Genomic DNA, 16,603 nt, shown 5'->3' with positions numbered 1-16,603 from the left:
TTTATACAGTAATGAAAAAGATACTTATTACCGGTGGGGCTGGTTTTATTGGTTCGCATGTTGTACGGAGGTTTGTAACAAAATATCCGCAATATGAAATTTATAACCTGGACCTGCTTACTTATGCCGGTAATTTGGAAAATATAGCTGATATAGAACAAAACAGCAATTACCACTTTATTAAAGGCGATATTGCTGATGAGCCGTTTATTTTTGACCTATTTACAACCCATAGGTTTGACAGTGTTATACACCTTGCTGCAGAATCTCACGTTGACAGGTCTATAGAAAATCCGCTTGCATTTGTAAAAACCAATGTAACAGGTACTATAAACCTGTTAAATGCTTTCAGGCATTTATGGCAGGATAATTGGCAAAATAAACGCTTTTACCATATAAGCACCGATGAGGTGTACGGAACACTTGGGGTAGAGGGGCTGTTTACAGAAACAACTCCTTATGATCCAAATTCGCCATATTCGGCCAGTAAAGCGGCGTCAGACCACTTTGTAAGGGCTTATGGTGAAACTTATAAGTTACCGTATGTACTTACAAACTGCTCAAACAATTATGGCCCCAACCATTTTCCTGAAAAACTCATCCCCCTTTTTATAAATAATATTCTCAACAACAAACCGTTACCTGTATATGGTGATGGTAAGTACACGCGCGACTGGCTTTTTGTTAAAGACCATGCTGCGGCTATAGACCTTGTTTTTCATAAAGCGCCCGATTTTGAAACCTATAACATAGGTGGCTTTAACGAATGGCAAAATATAGACCTGGTTAAGTTGTTATGTGATATTATGGATGAAAAGCTTGGCCGGCAACAAGGTGAAAGCCGTGGGTTAATAACCTATGTAAAGGACAGGCCCGGGCATGACCTTAGGTATGCCATAGATGCCTCAAAAATAAATAAAGAACTGGGATGGAAACCATCCGTTACTTTTGAAGAAGGGCTTAATGAAACAGTTGACTGGTTTTTGCAAAACCGTGAATGGCTCAGCAATGTAACCTCGGGGGAGTACCTGGGATATTACGAAAAACAATATATGCATAAGCACAATTAAAACCTGATAATGAAAGGAATAATATTAGCAGGAGGCTCAGGGACAAGGCTACACCCTTTAACACTATCAGTAAGTAAGCAGTTAATGCCTATTTATGATAAGCCCATGATTTATTATCCGCTTTCGGTATTATTAATGGCCGGAATACAGGAGATATTAATAATATCCACACCAAAAGACCTTCCGCTGTTTCGTGATTTACTTGGTGATGGAACAAAGCTTGGATGCCGCTTTGAATATGCTATGCAGGAACACCCAAACGGACTTGCAGAGGCTTTTGTAATTGGCGAAGATTTTATAGGCAACGATAAGGTTGCCCTTATTTTGGGAGATAATATTTTTTATGGCAGTGGTTTGGCAAAATTGCTGCAGATGAATACTAACCCGGATGGGGGTGTAATTTATGCCTATCATGTGCACGACCCTGAACGTTATGGGGTTGTGGAGTTTAATGCAGAAGGTAAGGCTGTTTCTATTGAAGAAAAACCACTCAAGCCAAAATCAAACTATGCAGTGCCGGGTATCTATTTTTATGATAATGAGGTGGTGTCTATAGCAAAAAATATAAAGCCCAGCAACCGCGGAGAACTCGAAATAACCGATATAAATAAGGTGTATCTTAAAAAAGGTAAACTTAATGTAAGTATTTTAGACCGGGGTACCGCCTGGCTGGATACCGGTACATTTCAGTCGCTCATGCAGGCATCACAGTTTGTAGAGGTAATAGAAGAAAGACAAGGTTTAAAGATAGGCGCCATAGAAGGAGTGGCTTATGAAATGGGTTATATTAATGAAGAGCAGTTTAGGCAATTGTGCCAGCCATTAATGAAAAGCGGCTATGGTAAAAACCTCCTTTCGCTTATCAAGCGCGAAAAGACTGCCTAATGTTGATTGAAAATAAATTTAGTATTGGAAAATAAAGTATATAATATATTAATAACAGGTACTGCCGGTTTTATAGGCTTTCACCTTGCTGAATATTTTATTAAGCAGGGACATAATATTGTTGGGATTGATAGTATTAACGAGTATTATGACAGTACCCTTAAATATGCACGACTTTCCCAAAGCGGTATTGATAAAGAAGATGTTGAGTGGAATAAAAAAGTAAAAAGCAGCAAGTATACAAACTACAGGTTTATAAGAATGAACCTTGAAGACAAAGAGGCACTTTTTACTCTTTGCAATGAAGAAAACTTTGATGTTATTGTAAATATGGCTGCTCAGGCGGGTGTACGATATTCCATAGAAAATCCTGATGTGTATGTGCAATCTAATGTTGTAGGTTTTTTAAATATACTTGAGGCTGCCCGGCATTACAATATTAAAAAACTTGTATATGCCAGTTCATCAAGTGTATATGGTAATAACAAAAAAATGCCGTTTACAATACATGATAATGTAGACCATCCTGTATCTTTGTATGCAGCCACCAAAAAAAGCAACGAATTAATGGCGCATACATATAGCCATTTGTTCGGTATAAAAACAGTAGGACTAAGGTTTTTTACAGTTTATGGCCCATGGGGCAGGCCAGATATGGCCATAAGCCTTTTTACAGATGCGGTTTTAAATGAAAGTGAGATAAAGGTGTTTAATAATGGCAACCTAAGCCGTGATTTTACTTATATTGATGATATTGTTAAAGGTGTAGTTTCTGCTGTGCTTACTGATAAGAGTGAGCCGTTATATGAAATTTATAATATAGGTAACAGTAAGCCGGTACAATTAACCGATTTTATTGAAGAGATTGAAAAAGCAACAGGTAAAAAGGCAATAAGGCAAAACCTGCCTATGCAGCCCGGCGATGTAGCGTCTACCTGGGCTGATGTAGAAAATTTTAAAAAAGCCTATAATTATGAGCCGTCTACTGATATAGTAACAGGAATTGCTAAATATGTGGAATGGCATAAGAGTTTTTACAAAAAGCAATAATCCAAATCGTAATACCAAGCAAGATGAGCAAAATTTCACATGTAATCCTTACCGGTGGCGTAGGAAGCCGCTTATGGCCACTTTCAAGAAAAAGCAGGCCAAAACAATACCTGCCTATTTTTGGAGGTAAGTCTCTTTTTGAACTAACTGCAGAGCGTAATAATAGTTTCGCTGGTAATGTTATAGTTGTGGGTAGCCGTGATAACTGCCACCTTAGCAGGGAGATACTGGAAAAAAATAGTATACAATACCTTGATATTGTAGAAGCTGTGCCGCGTAATACTGCAGCTGCAATAGCTTTTGCCGCTTTTGCTTCAGATCCGGATGATGTACTTATAGTTACTCCTTCAGACCATGTTATTGAAGGTGCTGAGGCTTATAAAGATGCTATTGAAGAAGCTATTGAAAAAGCACATCAGGGCTTTATTGTTACCTTTGGTGTACATCCTACTAAACCCGAAACCGGTTATGGGTATATTGAACATAAAGGTGATGAGGTGGTTTCTTTCAGGGAAAAACCAAACCAGGTAACCGCACAGATGTTTATTGATAAAGGCAATTTTTTATGGAATAGTGGTATGTTCTGCTTTAAAGCAAGTGTATTGCTTGATGAACTTAAAGCATACCAGCCCGAAGTATATCAAAAATCGCTTGAAGCCTGGAATAGTAGTGAAGATGGAAGGCTTATAGAAGAAATTTCTATGGAAATACCCTCTATAAGTATTGACTACGCTGTTATGGAGCGCAGTAAAAAAATTAAAGTAGTTCCTGCTATTTTCCGTTGGTCGGACCTTGGTTCTTTTGATTCGGTTTATGACTACCTTAAAAACATGGGGCATAAGGTTGATGAATTTGGTAATATGGTAATAGGTACTGAGCATTACACGGCTTTCCTTGGGTTAGAAAATACTATTTTTGTGCATACACCAAATGCTAACCTTATACTTCATAAAGACCACTCACAGGAAGTAAAAAATATTTACGGACAGTTAGAGAAAATAAATTCAGAACTTTTGTCATAGCACAACAATATATAAACTGATTGCAAAACAGAAAAATAGACTCCGGCTATTTTAATTCGGTTAAATGGGGTACTTACTCAATTGGCATAAGCTTTTTGAGACAATTTCTTCTTGTTCCTGCCTTCATGTTAACCGTTGGTAGCCGGGGGTATGCTTTCTGGATAGCCATTTCGGCCATAGCCGGCATGATTTGCGCGCTAAACCTGGGTCACCTGCATTATGCAAGCAATGTACTTAACCTTGCTTACCATAAAAACCATGATGTGCAGCAGGAGATGAGGCAGGTGCAGGGAGCTAATTACTTTTACCTGATATTACAATCGGTAATAGGTTTGGTAATAAGCCTCCCCCTTTTTTTATCCATGTTTACCAGCTTTCCTGTAAGTTATATTCAGCAAAATAGTTTTAGTACAGGTTTTCTTTTTTTGTTTTTCGGTAAAATAACGTATCAATATTGCAACTCTCTTTTACTTCGCCTTTTTGAGCCTGTAGGCAATATACGTATTACGCTTAAATACAGGGCAATTGGCGAACTGGTCGATTTTTCGGCTACTGCACTAACTATATATTTTACAAGGGATATCTATCTTACCTGTTTAGCAGTTTTTATAGTTAACATTCTTTTTAGTTTAATTAATCTGTACGTTGTAAATACGCATATACCATTTCAGGTTATCGTCTTTAAAGACATAGACATAAAAAAATCCCTGAAATTTGTAAAGCAGTCATTTGTACTCAATATGAGTTTTCTGGTTGAAAAAATACACGAGGTGGGGCTTAATATTATAGTGGTAACTTTTTTTAGGCCCGAAGTGTTACCTATATTCAGCACCAGCCGTACTATGACTAATATTTTTTACCGTTTTGGTAATACAGCTGTTATACCATTATTTCCTGCCATACAAAAACAGTTCACAAAAAATAATCTGGACTATATTTATAGTACCATAAAAAAGTACTGGGAAATATCAACTACCGTAATAATTGCTTGTATTACTATTGGTTTACCCTTTTTACCTTTTATTTACACTTACTGGACTAAAGGGAAGCTTGAGTTTAATGTTGAAATAGTTGCTTTTCTTTTTATGGCTATACTGTTTCAAAATTTCGGAATGATTATCAATGAGTACTTTAAAAAAACAAATTTTTCAAGACAGATATTATTTTATAATATAATAAAATCGGGCATTACGGTGCTGGCAATAGTAATATGTAGTTATATACAATATAAAGATGGTCTTGGTATTGCATTACTGGCAGGTGAGGCAATAGCCACTGTTTATCTTATAATGTTGTTTTTAAGCTTATTTAAAGCTGTTGCAGTAGGTAAAACTATAATTGATTATTTTATTGTTATTACACTCTTTTGTGCTTCCGTGATATTTTATCTGTTTACAAATAATTATATTATTTTTCTAATCATAAATATTTTAATTACGTTGTATTTTGTTGTTAAAAGTAAAATTTTAAACCGCAGCTAATGGTGTGGCTTTGTTTTATATGGTTTTCTATTCTATATGGAGGTACATTTTACTTCTCACGGGCGCATGACTTTTTTTCGCCTTTAAAGTTTGTTTCCCTAAAACTGATTATCATAAACCTGCCGTTTATTTTATATAGCGCCTTTTTTCATGATTCTGTTTTAGAAAGAGTACTTACTGTTTGCAATGTTACTATTGATGAGGCTTTTTGGCAATACACTAAGGTACAAACAGTAGCATACATATCACTTATTGCAGGGGTTTTGCTCTATAATAAAATTTTTAAGGGCAAATCTTATTTACAATACAGGCAACAGGCACCTGTTTATACTTATAAATCAATAAAAATAGCAGCTTATATTTTTATAGCTGCCGGTTTAGCAGGCTATTTTATTTTTTTGTTTAACATTGGTGGGCTGTCAGTTTTATTGTCTAACCTTGCCAACCGTGTTGCCTTGCAGGGAGGCCAGTATATACTTATACTCTTACCATTTTTATCGTTGGGTGGTGTATGCCTGCTTTTAAATATAAAACAAAAAAACAGATTTTGGGATAAGGTTGCCTTTGTTGCTTTTAGTGTATTAATAATTGCGGTATTCACAAGTTTTGGTTCCAGAAAAAGCTCAGTAATATATATTATAATCCTTATTGTGGCTGCATACTATTTTTATGGGGCTAAGTTAAAAAATAAAAATATGTTTATTATGGGTGGCTTAGTTTCTGTTTCTATAGTTATATATATGTTGCTTATCCCGTTATTACGAGGAGATAAATCAGATATAAAAAGTGCCGTTACATTCAGGCAGTTGGTATACCATACTTCATATACTTTTATTGATGTTTTTGCTGCCAACTATTTTAATGAAAATAATATTTGGCAAATGAAGGGTTACTTTACACCCGTTAAAGTATTGGGTACTTCTCAAAGCCGTGATTCGCTACCACAGTTGGACCAAGGTGTTTATTTCAATACAATAGTATATCAAAAAAGATATGTGGCCCCCCCGGTTCCGCGGAGTGAACTTTCAAGAGCCTCATGGCCTACCGAAAATTTTGGGTTTGCATATGCTAACTTCCTAATGCCTGGAATTATTTTTTTCTTTTTTCTATTAGGTATGGTTTATACTTTTGTTTACCGGATTTTATGTAAAGATGTTTTTAATCCGATATTGGTTACATTATATACTATTGTGATTTTTAGTTTTGATTTCAGCAGCTTACGAATAGCTAATATGTTACGCTTATTACCTGTTTTATTTACAGCATATATACTTTTAAAACTTTTAAACAACAGAAAAATAATAGTATCGTGATATAGGATTAATATGTATATTTGAAGTGGATTTAAATTGATTTTATTTAAAATAAATAGGTAAAATTGTAAATCTTGTATGTTTTTTTATATAAATTAACTTATTATTAAAAAATTCAATAGCGCTGGTTTATTGTTAAAATTAGACTATTTTTGTCGAGATTTAATTATTTAAATATAATAGGGGTAAGTTAATGCAAAAGGATAGTAAAATATATATAGCAGGCCATAAGGGTATGGTGGGTAGCGCTATATGGAGGGTGTTATCAAAAAAGGGGTATACAAACCTGATTGGGAAATCAAGCAAAGAGCTTGATTTGAGAAACCAGGCTCAGGTTAATGACTTTATGAGTACTGAAGCTCCTGAAGTGATAATTGATGCTGCTGCCCGTGTAGGAGGAATTTTGGCTAATAATGATTATCCGTATCAGTTTTTAATGGAAAACCTTCAGATACAGAATAATCTTATTGATGCAGCACTTAAAAATGATGTTGAAAAATTCGTTTTTTTGGGTAGTTCATGTATTTATCCAAAATTTGCACCCCAGCCATTAAAAGAAGAATATTTGCTTACTGATACTCTTGAGCCTACAAATGAATGGTATGCTATAGCAAAAATAACAGGTGTTAAGGCCAGTCAGGCAATAAGAAAACAATTTGGTAAAGATTATGTTAGTTTGATGCCTACAAATTTGTATGGTACTTATGATAACTTTGACCTGAATACATCGCATGTATTACCAGCTATGATGCGTAAATTTCATGAAGCAAAAGAAAACGGGAATACTCCGGTAGCTTTATGGGGAAGCGGTACGCCAATGCGGGAGTTTCTGTTTGTAGATGATATGGCGGAGGCGGTTGTTTTTGCTGTAGAAAATAAACTTCCGGATTTTTTATATAATGTTGGTACAGGAGAAGATTTAACCATAAAAGAGCTTGCTGAAACTATCCAGTCAATTGTAGGGCATACAGGAGAAATTGTGTGGGATAGCAGCAAACCTGATGGAACCCCGAGAAAGCTTATGGATGTAAGTAAGATGCATGAATTGGGCTGGAAGCACAGGGTTGGTTTGCAGGAAGGTATTGAAAAAACATATCAATGGTTTAAGGATAATATTGAGAGTGTTAAAAAAGTAACGATATAAGTACAAGAAACAAACCGAGAACTTAAGTATGAAAATAGCTCTAATTACCGGAATCACTGGACAGGACGGATCTTATCTTGCAGAACTTTTACTAGAAAAAGGTTATGAAGTACATGGAATAAAGAGAAGGTCTTCTTCGTTCAATACGCAAAGAGTAGACCATCTGTATATAGATCAGCATGAAAATAATGTTAATTTTAAACTACACTATGGTGATTTAACAGATTCTACTAACCTTATCAGGATAATACAGGAAATAAAACCTGACGAAATTTATAACCTGGGCGCTATGTCCCATGTTAAAGTTTCTTTTGATTTGCCTGAATATGTTGCCAATGTTGATGGCGTAGGAACACTTAGGATTCTGGAGGCTGTTCGTATTTTAGGTCTTGAAAAGAAAACAAGAATTTATCAGGCCTCTACATCTGAATTATATGGTGGCCTTGAAGAAAATAAAAATGAAAAAGGTTTTTATGATGAAAATTCTCCTTTTTATCCACGTTCACCCTATGGAGTAGCAAAAATTTACGGTTTCTGGATTACTAAAAATTATCGGGAAGCATATAATATGTTTGCCTGTAATGGTATTCTTTTCAACCATGAATCTCCCAGAAGAGGGGAGACTTTTGTGACACGCAAAATTACCATGGCTACTGCTGCTATTGCTTTAGGTAAACAGGATTGCCTTTATTTGGGTAACCTTGATGCGCAAAGAGATTGGGGGCATGCTAAAGATTATGTAGAAGCCATGTGGAGGATACTACAGCAGGACGTTGCGGAAGATTATGTGATAGCTATGGGTGAAACTACTTACGTGCGTGATTTTGTGCGACTTTCTTTTGCTGAAGTAGGCGTAGAGCTTGAATTTATAGGTAAAGATGAAAATGAAATTGCTAAGGTAAAATCTTGTAGTAATCCTGATTATCAATTGGAAATAGGCAAAGTTGTTGTAAAAGTTGATCCAGCTTATTATCGTCCTACTGAAGTAGATTTACTTATTGGCGACCCAACAAAATCTAAAACTAAATTAGGCTGGAAGCCAAAATATGATTTAGCCGGATTGGTTAAAGAAATGGTAGCGTCAGATCTTGAAGGCGCAAAAAGGCACATTAATTCTCAATTAGAACACCAGGCTTGATAATTACTTCTATGCTGTTTTTATTATATAAAATCAAAAAAATATATTTTTATGGGGAATGAGTACTTAAATGTGGCTATAAAAGCATCATTAAAAGCCGGTCAGGCTATTTTGAAAATTTATGGACAAGAAGATTTTGGTGTAGATTCTAAAGATGATAATTCACCTCTTACCCTTGCTGATAAAGATTCTAATGAAGTAATAAATTCTTTTTTAACCCAGACTCCTTTTCCTATAATCAGTGAAGAAAACAAACAAGCAGAATATCTTGTAAGGAAAAGTTGGGATATATGTTGGATTGTTGATCCTCTTGACGGCACAAAAGAATTCATTAAACGTAATGGAGAGTTCACTGTCAATATAGCTTTGGTAAAAAATGGCAAGCCTTCTTTAGGAGTTATATATGTTCCTGTTACCGGCGAATTATATTATGCTGATGTTGAAGAGGGAAAAGCCTATAAGGCTACAGTAAATTATGATATATCAGTAGATGCAGTTTTTGGAAAATCTGAAATGCTGGTACTGAATGATGCCGTAAATGACAAAATTATCAGGGTTGTAGGTAGCCGTTCTCATATGACTGATGATACCCTTGAATTTATTGGAAATTTAAAAAGTGAGTATCCTGGTTTGGAAACTGAAATAGTGTCTAAAGGCAGTTCTTTAAAATTTTGCCTTGTTGCAGAAGGTAAAGCCGATGTATATCCGCGTTTTGCACCCACTATGGAATGGGATACGGCTGCAGGCCAGGCTATCTGCGAAGCTGTTGGGTTAAAAGTAATAACCAAGGATACAGGAAAGCCGATGCTGTATAATAAGGAAAATTTATTGAACAGCTATTTTGTTGTTCGGAAATAATAGGTTACATGTCAACATCTAACCATTCGAGGAAACGACATATTGTTAAAGCTATTACCTATAGGATACTTGGTACAATTGATACTATAATACTTTCATGGATAATAACAGGAAACCCTCTAACCGGATTGAAAATAGGGTTTACTGAAGTAGCAACAAAAATGTTCCTATATTATCTCCATGAACGCCTTTGGTTTAAAATAAACCTTGATAAAAATGGTGTCATGAGAGAAAGTAAAAAACGTCACCTTGCCAAGACCGTTACATGGCGTATGGTAGGTACTTTAGATACAATGACATTGAGTTGGATTATAACCGGTAGCCCCCTTACAGGACTTAAAATTGGCGGGGTAGAGGTTATAACAAAAATGGCTTTGTATTATGTGCACGAAAGAATTTGGTACCGCATTAATTTTGGATTGGATGAGCGAAGTAAAAACGTTTAATAATATATGAAGAATATAATTCCGCATAGTTATAAAATAGCCAGAGATAACCGTAACCAGGCCAATAAACATTCTTCGTTTGTATTATGGTTTACAGGCCTTTCAGGCTCAGGAAAAAGCACCATAGCCAATTTAGTAGAACAGGAGTTATTTGAAAAAGGCATAAAAGTTTATGCTCTTGATGGTGATAATATAAGGTCTGGTATCAATAAAGGACTTACCTTTACTGAACAGGACCGTGAAGAAAATTTGCGCAGAATTGCTGAAATAGCAAAACTTTTTGTTGATTCAGGTACTGTTGTTGTGGCTGCTTTTGTTTCTCCACTACATAAAGACCGCGAGTTAATTCGTAATATAGTAGGAGAAAAAGATTTTATAGAAATATTTGTAAATACATCTTTACAAGAATGTGAGCGCCGTGATGTTAAAGGATTGTATAGAAAGGCCAGAGCAGGAGAAATTGAAAATTTTACAGGGATAAGTGCGCATTATGAAGCACCCCAGGCTCCATTTATAGAAATAAAAACAGAAGATGAAACCGTTGAAATGGCCGTATCGAGAGTGTTAAAAGCTATTCAACCTAAATTACACTATAGTTATGAGTAAGTATTATTTAAACTACCTTGACGAATTAGAGTCAGAAGCTATTTATGTTTTGAGGGAAGTATGGGCACAGTTCCAAAACCCTGTAATCCTTTTTTCCGGAGGAAAAGACTCAATTGTAGTAACGCATTTAGCAAGAAAGGCATTTTATCCCAGTAAAATTCCTTTTGCATTAATGCATGTTGATACCGGGCATAACTTTCCTGAAACTATAAAATTTAGGGATGATTTGATAGAAGAATTAGGCGTGCGCTTGCTGGTAGGTTCTGTGCAGGAATCAATAGACCAGGGTCGTGTAGCTGAAGAAAGAGGTAAAAATGCAACTAGAAATGCTTTGCAGATCACTACTTTACTTGATGCTATAGAGTCTCATAAAGTAGATTGTGCTATAGGAGGCGGTAGGAGAGATGAAGAAAAAGCGCGTGCTAAAGAAAGATTCTTTTCCCACAGGGACGATTTTGGACAATGGGATCCTAAAAATCAACGCCCAGAATTGTGGAATCTATTCAATGGCAAATATTTTCAGGGAGAGCATTTTCGAGCATTTCCAATAAGCAACTGGACTGAAATGGACATTTGGAATTATATTGCAAGAGAAAACATAGCCATACCCTCATTATATTTTGCGCATGAACGTGAGGTAGTTTGGCGTAATGGCACATGGATACCGAATTCAGAATTTTTAATTCTGGAACCTTCTGAAGAAGTGCTGGTTAAAAAAATACGTTTCAGAACACTTGGTGATATAACAATAACCGGGGGTATTGAATCTGATGCTGATACATTAGAGAAAATAGCTTTAGAGGTTTCTACTATGCGCCAGACGGAAAGGGGCAACAGGAGTGATGATAAACGTTCTGAAAGCTCTATGGAAGACAGGAAACGCCAAGGGTATTTTTAATCACAAAAAAATAAAGGAATATAGTTATGCAAATAGATAATAACCAATTATTACGTTTTACTACAGCAGGTAGTGTAGATGATGGTAAAAGCACATTGATAGGCCGACTATTATATGATTCAAAATCAATATTTGAAGATCAGTTAGCAGCAATAGAAAATACAAGTAAACAAAAAGGACATATAGGTGTAGATCTTGCCTTGTTTACAGATGGACTTAAGGATGAACGTGAGCAAGGAATTACTATTGATGTAGCGTATAGGTATTTTACTACCCCTAAAAGAAAATTTATTATTGCCGATACTCCTGGGCATATTCAATATACAAGAAATATGGTTACAGGTGCTTCTACTGCTAATGCCGCTATTGTACTGGTAGATGCACGGCATGGAGTTATTGAGCAAACCAAGCGCCATGCCTTTATAGCCTCATTACTACAAATTCCACATGTAATTGTATGTGTTAATAAGATGGATCTTGTTGATTTTAGCCAGGAAGCTTATGATAAAGTTATTAAGCAATTCGAAGAATTCTCTTCAAAATTATTGGTTAAAGATATCCGCTTTATACCCATCAGTGCATTATTAGGTGACAATGTTGTAAACCGCTCTGAAAATATGAACTGGTATCAGGGTGCACCATTACTACATACACTTGAAACTATGCATATAAGCAGTGATGAAAACAAAGTAGATGCGCGCTTTCCAGTGCAAACAGTACTACGTCCACAAAGTAGAGAATTTATTGACTACAGGGGTTATGCGGGCAGGATAGCCGGAGGTGTACTAAGAGTTGGCGATGAAGTTACGGTATTGCCGTCAGGTTTTACGTCTAAAATTAAAAGCATTAATCTATATGATCAGGAACTTGAAGAAGCTTTTGCCCCAATGTCTGTATCTATAACGCTGGAAGATGATATTGATATGAGTAGAGGTGATATGCTGGTGCGTTCAAACAACCAACCCCAACTATCTCAGGATGTAGAAATAATGCTTTGCTGGCTAAATAACAGTCCTTTCAAGCCAAATGCAAAATATATAGTAAGGCATACCAGTAATGAGCAAAAAGCTATGGTAAAGGAAATAGTATATAAGATAAATATTAATACATTAGAGAGAGATACTGAGGATAAAGGACTTGACATGAATGCTATGGCCAAGGTGAGGATACGTACCACTAAGCCATTAATGATAGATTCATACCGAGAAAACCGTACAACCGGTAGTTTAATTTTAATAGATGAAGCTACTAATGAAACTGTAGCTGCCGGGATGGTTGTTTAATAAGTAATCGAATCAAAAAAAGGATTAATGCGGTATTTTAAAAAAGTGACGTCTAAATCTATTACTTCAAATTATTGGGCTTGGGGCAAACTTGTTGGGATTACTGGATTTGCACAAATAGTTGTTCAGGGAATATCTTTTTTAAGTGGGCTTTTGCTAATACGGATACTTGAAGTAGATGAATATGCATTTTATACTATTGCTAATACTCTGTTAGGTACGATGACATTGCTTGCAGATGGTGGTATTTCAAAAGGTGTACTTTCAGAAGGTGGAAAAGTGTGGAAAGATCGTAATAAACTTGGGATTATATTAGCGACAGGCCTTGACTTGCGTAAAAAATTTGCAGTAGTTAGCCTTGTTGTATGTATACCCGTTTTAGTTTATCTATTAATAGATCATGGAGCTGGCATTTTAACAGTTGTATTAGTGAGCTTATGTTTAATACCTGCGTTTTTTTCAGCGCTATCAGACTCGCTTTTAGAAATGGTACTTAAATTGCACCAAGATATTTTGCCCCTACAAAAAAATCAGGTTGCTGTCGCTTTAGGCCGCTTAATTTTATTATTAACATTTATTTTTTTTGTACCATATTCTTTCATAGCAATTTTAGTGGCTGGTATTACTCGTATTGCGGGAAATATAAGGCTTAGAAAAATGGTATTTCCATTTGCTGACTTTCATGTTTATCCAAGTGCAGAAGTCAGAGCGAATATTTTGGAAATGGTAAAAAAATTAATGCCTGGAGCTATTTATTTTAGCATATCTGGGCAAATAACAATATGGTTATTATCTTTTTTTGGTAATACTACCTCAGTAGCTCAAATTGGAGCTCTTAGTAGACTTTCTGTCGTATTATCATTAATAATGGTTTTAATAAATACACTCATAATACCACGATATGCTAGACTTAGAGAAAACAAAAATATTTTAATTAAGAGATCGTTTCAAATGACAGTTATAATTTCATTAATTATTATTGCTTTTTTGTTAATAGTTTTTTTATTTTCAAATGAGATATTATGGCTTTTTGGAAACGATTACAAAGGCTTAAGCTTTGAATTGTTGCTCTGTATGGGAGGAGTTTCTTTAGATCTTATATCTGGCTTATTTTTTTCTTTATCTTCAGCAAGAGGATGGGTCTTTAACCCGGTAATTTCAATATCTATCAGTATTCTCACTATTGTTATAGGGGCTATATTATTTGATATATCAAATTTAATGGGTGTATTATTCTTTAATGTATTTCTTGCTGGTGCGAGAATATTTATACAAGGAGGATATCTTGGATATAAACTTATGACATTAAATTAGTTGTGGAATAAATAATACTATGTTAATGAATATATTTATTAGAATATTGTGGAGGCTTGAAAGAACCTTGGCGAAAAAGAAACTTGATTATTATAAATCGATAATGAAATTTGTTGGTGAGAATGTACGCATAGATTCTGATGTTAATATAATTGTCCCTAAAAATTTTTCTATAGGGTCAAATTCAAGTATTGCATCTTTTACGACAATTTATGCTACTCACGGTATAAAAATAGGCGAAAATTGCTGGATATCCAGTAATTGTGGTATCTCTTCTTATAACCATGTTATTAATTCGGATAATAGGTTTAGAGATAAAAATCAAGATAAATATTATAGTAAACCTGTTATAATAGGGAACAATGTATGGGTGGGCATGAACAGTTGTATATTACCAGGAATTACAATTGGAGATAATTCTGTTATAGGTTCCGGAAGCGTTGTGACAAAGGATGTGCCAAGTAATGAAATCTGGGTTGGCAACCCCGCAAGGATGATAAAAAAAATAGATATTAACTATAAATAGTTCATATATATGATTTCAATAATAATACCAACTTATAAAAGGCTGGAAATGCTTAAATGCTGTTTGGATTGTCTTTCTTATTCCGTACAAGGTTTAGCTAAAGGTATTTATGAAATCATAGTTTCAGATGATAGTCCGGATGATACCACTAAAGTTATGTTAGAAAACTTTTATCCGGAAGTACAATATAATAAAGGCCCCAAAAAGGGACCGGCAGCCAACAGGAATTCAGGAGCTGCTTTTTCGCAAAATGAGTGGATAATGTTTATTGATGATGATTGTATTCCGGATAAAAACTTAGTAAAAAATTATATTAAGGCTATAGAAAAAAATCTTGACGTTAAAGCTTTTGAAGGAGCAATAAAAGCTGATAGGCCGCAACGACATTTTTTAGAAGAATCTCCTATTAACCTAAATGGGGGGCATATGTGGTCCTGTAATATTTTAATACAAAGAGATTTTTTCCTATCCATTAATGGATTTGATGAAGATTTTCCTTTTGCTGCAATGGAAGATGTTGATTTGCATACTCGTATTTTAAAACTTAAAGAAAAAGTTATATTTGTAAAAGATGCAATTGTTATTCACCCTTGGCGTATGCAGCATGATATTGCCAAAATGCTTAAAAAAAGGGCGGTTTCAAGAGAGTTTTTTTATAAGAAACATCCTGAACTTCCTCTCCCAGATACATCAATAAAAGCATATTTATCATTTTATGCCTCTACAATCTTAAAAAATTTTATTGCTTTTAGAGGGAGGGGCGCGTTTAAATTAATAAGAGCAAAACACGTAGCATTAAAACACTTGAGAGAGTCTTTAAAAAATTAGTTTTAACTGTTATAAATTCATAAATAGTTATAAAAACAAAGCAACTATATGATTTACTCATCTTCAAAAAATTTTTTATTTATACATGTTCCAAAAACTGCAGGTACAAGTATCAGATCTGTATTACAACCATACGGAGGGCATCCAGGCGCAATTAATTTTATAGCCAGAAGACTGGAATTTTTCCCTAACTTTTGTAATGTTTTAGGGTTAAATGCTATTAGAACTTATGATTCTCATACAACTTATAAAAAAGTAAGTGAGATTTTATCTGCTAAAGCATTAGATAATGCTTTCAAATTTGCTTTTGTAAGGCATCCGCTTGATAGACTTTATTCTTTTTACCTGCATATTTTAGCACATCCAGATCATCCTTGGTATAAAAAGATTAATGATTATGGTTCTTTTTCAACTATGATTAAAAATCTTGACAAAGTTCAGGAGCCAACGCAACTATCTTATTTGACGGACAAGCAAGGAAACTTCAATGTTGATTTTGTTGGTCGTTTAGAGAATATAAATGAAGATTTTGAATTTATTTGTAGTAAAATAGGAGTACCGTTTGATTTACCAAAAAAAAATGCCAGAAAGCATAAAGACTGGAGAGAAGCTTATACTTCAGATGAAGATATAGAACTTGCAAAAAAGTTTTATCAGGAAGATTTTGATCAATTTGGATATGAAACGGCATTATAGCAACCTTATTTTTATGTATATGTACATTTACTTGTAATATTATTT

17 protein-coding genes are annotated in these 16,603 nt (G+C 34.8%); all 17 read left to right on the top strand.

Annotated elements, in window-relative coordinates; all coding sequences use genetic code 11:
* Positions 1-11 precede the first annotated feature (11 nt).
* The 17 genes from rfbB (at position 12) to ABS766_RS11030 (ending at position 16,558) form a co-directional block, all read left to right on the top strand.
* Positions 12-1,070 (top strand): dTDP-glucose 4,6-dehydratase, encoded by a 1,059-nt coding sequence (rfbB, locus tag ABS766_RS11110; protein WP_408085228.1) that lies wholly within the window; start codon positions 12-14, stop codon positions 1,068-1,070.
* A 9-nt stretch (positions 1,071-1,079) separates the two neighbouring features.
* Positions 1,080-1,955, top strand: coding sequence for a glucose-1-phosphate thymidylyltransferase RfbA (gene rfbA / locus ABS766_RS11105; RefSeq protein ID WP_408085227.1), 876 nt, complete (start codon positions 1,080-1,082; stop codon positions 1,953-1,955).
* Positions 1,956-1,979: 24 nt separating this feature from the next.
* Complete coding sequence (locus ABS766_RS11100) at positions 1,980-3,005, top strand: NAD-dependent epimerase/dehydratase family protein (RefSeq protein ID WP_408085226.1); 1,026 nt, start codon at positions 1,980-1,982, stop codon at positions 3,003-3,005.
* 23 nt (positions 3,006-3,028) lie between these two features.
* A complete protein-coding gene (locus ABS766_RS11095; RefSeq protein WP_408085225.1) occupies positions 3,029-4,027 on the top strand; it encodes a mannose-1-phosphate guanylyltransferase in 999 nt (332 codons plus the stop codon).
* Positions 4,028-4,047: 20 nt separating this feature from the next.
* Entirely contained in the window at positions 4,048-5,508 is a 1,461-nt protein-coding gene (locus ABS766_RS11090; protein ID WP_408085224.1) for a polysaccharide biosynthesis protein, read from the top strand.
* Entirely contained in the window at positions 5,508-6,821 is a 1,314-nt protein-coding gene (locus ABS766_RS11085) for a hypothetical protein (protein WP_408085223.1), read from the top strand. The genes ABS766_RS11090 and ABS766_RS11085 overlap by 1 nt, the downstream gene beginning before the upstream one ends.
* Before the next feature lie 193 nt (positions 6,822-7,014).
* Positions 7,015-7,965, top strand: a complete 951-nt coding sequence (locus ABS766_RS11080; RefSeq protein WP_408085222.1) for a GDP-L-fucose synthase family protein — start codon at positions 7,015-7,017, stop codon at positions 7,963-7,965.
* Between the two features lie 28 nt (positions 7,966-7,993).
* On the top strand, positions 7,994-9,103 hold the full coding sequence (gene gmd / locus ABS766_RS11075; RefSeq protein ID WP_408085221.1) for a GDP-mannose 4,6-dehydratase: 1,110 nt from the start codon (positions 7,994-7,996) through the stop codon (positions 9,101-9,103).
* 51 nt (positions 9,104-9,154) lie between these two features.
* Positions 9,155-9,961, top strand: coding sequence for a 3'(2'),5'-bisphosphate nucleotidase CysQ (gene cysQ / locus ABS766_RS11070; RefSeq protein WP_408085220.1), 807 nt, complete (start codon positions 9,155-9,157; stop codon positions 9,959-9,961).
* 8 nt (positions 9,962-9,969) lie between these two features.
* Positions 9,970-10,407 (top strand): DUF2061 domain-containing protein, encoded by a 438-nt coding sequence (locus tag ABS766_RS11065; protein ID WP_408085219.1) that lies wholly within the window; start codon positions 9,970-9,972, stop codon positions 10,405-10,407.
* A gap of 6 nt (positions 10,408-10,413) precedes the next feature.
* A complete protein-coding gene (cysC, locus tag ABS766_RS11060; protein WP_408085218.1) occupies positions 10,414-11,013 on the top strand; it encodes an adenylyl-sulfate kinase in 600 nt (199 codons plus the stop codon).
* Positions 11,006-11,911, top strand: a complete 906-nt coding sequence (gene cysD, locus ABS766_RS11055) for a sulfate adenylyltransferase subunit CysD (RefSeq protein ID WP_408085217.1) — start codon at positions 11,006-11,008, stop codon at positions 11,909-11,911. The genes cysC and cysD overlap by 8 nt, the downstream gene beginning before the upstream one ends.
* 26 nt (positions 11,912-11,937) lie before the next feature.
* Positions 11,938-13,194 (top strand): sulfate adenylyltransferase subunit CysN, encoded by a 1,257-nt coding sequence (gene cysN / locus ABS766_RS11050; RefSeq protein WP_408085216.1) that lies wholly within the window; start codon positions 11,938-11,940, stop codon positions 13,192-13,194.
* Positions 13,195-13,239: 45 nt separating this feature from the next.
* Positions 13,240-14,508: an MATE family efflux transporter gene (locus tag ABS766_RS11045; RefSeq protein ID WP_408085215.1), complete on the top strand. Its 1,269-nt coding sequence runs from the start codon at positions 13,240-13,242 to the stop codon at positions 14,506-14,508.
* 25 nt (positions 14,509-14,533) lie between these two features.
* Entirely contained in the window at positions 14,534-15,034 is a 501-nt protein-coding gene (locus ABS766_RS11040; protein WP_408085214.1) for an acyltransferase, read from the top strand.
* A gap of 9 nt (positions 15,035-15,043) precedes the next feature.
* Positions 15,044-15,862, top strand: coding sequence for a glycosyltransferase family 2 protein (locus tag ABS766_RS11035; RefSeq protein WP_408085213.1), 819 nt, complete (start codon positions 15,044-15,046; stop codon positions 15,860-15,862).
* A 48-nt stretch (positions 15,863-15,910) separates the two neighbouring features.
* Complete coding sequence (locus ABS766_RS11030) at positions 15,911-16,558, top strand: sulfotransferase family 2 domain-containing protein (protein WP_408085212.1); 648 nt, start codon at positions 15,911-15,913, stop codon at positions 16,556-16,558.
* The last annotated feature ends 45 nt before the right edge of the window (positions 16,559-16,603 follow it).

This window comes from Flavobacterium rhizosphaerae (assembly GCF_046000445.1).
In the GTDB taxonomy this organism is placed as follows: domain Bacteria; phylum Bacteroidota; class Bacteroidia; order Flavobacteriales; family Flavobacteriaceae; genus Flavobacterium; species Flavobacterium rhizosphaerae.
The sequence above is the reverse complement of the archived record's forward strand: the minus strand, read 5'-3'. Positions and strand labels throughout refer to the sequence as shown.

Coding starts and splice junctions, on each gene's coding strand:
- rfbB (WP_408085228.1), top strand. CDS start 12: ATGAAAAAGATACTTATTACCGGTGGGGCTGGTTTTATTGGTTCGCAT.
- rfbA (WP_408085227.1), top strand. CDS start 1,080: ATGAAAGGAATAATATTAGCAGGAGGCTCAGGGACAAGGCTACACCCT.
- ABS766_RS11095 (WP_408085225.1), top strand. CDS start 3,029: ATGAGCAAAATTTCACATGTAATCCTTACCGGTGGCGTAGGAAGCCGC.
- ABS766_RS11085 (WP_408085223.1), top strand. CDS start 5,508: ATGGTGTGGCTTTGTTTTATATGGTTTTCTATTCTATATGGAGGTACA.
- ABS766_RS11080 (WP_408085222.1), top strand. CDS start 7,015: ATGCAAAAGGATAGTAAAATATATATAGCAGGCCATAAGGGTATGGTG.
- gmd (WP_408085221.1), top strand. CDS start 7,994: ATGAAAATAGCTCTAATTACCGGAATCACTGGACAGGACGGATCTTAT.
- cysQ (WP_408085220.1), top strand. CDS start 9,155: ATGGGGAATGAGTACTTAAATGTGGCTATAAAAGCATCATTAAAAGCC.
- ABS766_RS11065 (WP_408085219.1), top strand. CDS start 9,970: ATGTCAACATCTAACCATTCGAGGAAACGACATATTGTTAAAGCTATT.
- cysC (WP_408085218.1), top strand. CDS start 10,414: ATGAAGAATATAATTCCGCATAGTTATAAAATAGCCAGAGATAACCGT.
- cysD (WP_408085217.1), top strand. CDS start 11,006: ATGAGTAAGTATTATTTAAACTACCTTGACGAATTAGAGTCAGAAGCT.
- cysN (WP_408085216.1), top strand. CDS start 11,938: ATGCAAATAGATAATAACCAATTATTACGTTTTACTACAGCAGGTAGT.
- ABS766_RS11040 (WP_408085214.1), top strand. CDS start 14,534: ATGAATATATTTATTAGAATATTGTGGAGGCTTGAAAGAACCTTGGCG.
- ABS766_RS11035 (WP_408085213.1), top strand. CDS start 15,044: ATGATTTCAATAATAATACCAACTTATAAAAGGCTGGAAATGCTTAAA.
- ABS766_RS11030 (WP_408085212.1), top strand. CDS start 15,911: ATGATTTACTCATCTTCAAAAAATTTTTTATTTATACATGTTCCAAAA.